The following is a 1331-nucleotide window of genomic DNA, read 5'->3' on the forward strand; positions in this document are numbered from 1 at the left end:
CTGTCGACCTCCTGGTACGGGCCGCCGAGCGAGATCGCCTCGTTCGCCGGCTTGTTCACCGCCGCCGCGGAGTCACGCGCCGCGAGGGAGGACCGTACGGCCGCGAGCGCCTTGCCCGCGGTCACCGCCGCCCAGGACGCGGTCTGCGCCGCCTCGGAACGGGCGGCAGCCGCCTCCGTCTTGGCGACCTTGGCCGCCGCGGTCGCCTTCTCCGACTGCTCCTTGGCACCCTTCGCGTCGGCCGCGGCGGCCTGCGAGGCGTCGATCGCCTCGGCCGCCGCCGCGTGCGCCGCGGCGGCGGAACCGGCCGCGACCCAGTACGACGCCCACGCGCTGTCGGCCGCCGCCTTGGCACGGGACGCGGAGCCCTGCGCCTTGGTGGCCGCCTCACGGGCGTTGGTGGCGGCGGCCGTGGCCGCGTTCGCCGCCGCGCGCGCGTTGGTGGCCGCCGTGGTCGCCTCGTTCGCGGCGGAACGAGCGTCGGTCGCGGCCGCACGGGACGCGACGGCCGCGTCCGTACCCTCGTCGGCGGCGGCCTTGGCCTCGAAGGCCGCGGCCTTCGCGTTCAGCGAGTCACGCCGCATCTCGGCCTCAAGGGCCTTGTCACGTGCGGCGACCGCGTCGCGCTCCGACTCCTCGGCGACAGCCCGCTTGGACGAGGCCGTCGATCCCGCCGCCTCCGCCGAGGTACGGGCCTCGCTCGCGATCCGGCCCTGCGCGACGGCGTCGGCCTCATGACCCGCCGCCTTGTCCCGCTCACGCTCGGCGGTGGCCCGGTAGGCCGCCGCGTTGGCGCGCTCCAACTCCGCGACGGCACGCGACGCGTGCGCGTCCGCCGCCGCCTTCTTCGCCTCCTGCTCCTCCGCGAGGGCCGTCTCCTTGGCCTTCTTCGCGGTGGCGGCGTTCGCCGCCGCCGACGCCGCGTAGGCATCGGCACTGTCCGCCGCCGCCTTCGCCTGCGCCGCCGCCTCCTGAGCGGCGATACGACGGAACTCGGTGTTCACCGCGTGCGTCTCGGTCTGCGCCAGAGCGAGCAACGCCTCCGACGTCGACACCGTCGCGTTCGCCGCGTTCAGCGCCGTCTCGGTCGCCTTGGAAGCGGCCGTCGCGGCAGCACCCGAAGCACGCGCGACCTGCACCGACTGCTGCGCGTACATCAGACCACGGCCACGCGGCACCTCGGCCGCGTCCGCGATCGTCCACGCCTGCTGCTGCGCCGACACCGCACGCTGCGCTGCGGCATTGGCGGCGGTCGCCTGCTCCTTGGAAGCGGTGACCAGCGCCTGGACCTTGCCCCGGGCCTTCGCGAGGTCCGTCTTCGCCTTGTCGAA

General features: G+C 75.5%; 1 pseudogene. It reads right to left on the reverse strand.

Annotated features, from left to right (window positions below):
• Window positions 1–1331: pseudogene (locus ABT154_RS33860) on the reverse strand (hypothetical protein); the annotation flags it as partial.

Origin of the sequence: Streptomyces sp. NPDC001728, assembly GCF_040297565.1 — a bacterium.
Classification (GTDB): domain Bacteria; phylum Actinomycetota; class Actinomycetes; order Streptomycetales; family Streptomycetaceae; genus Streptomyces.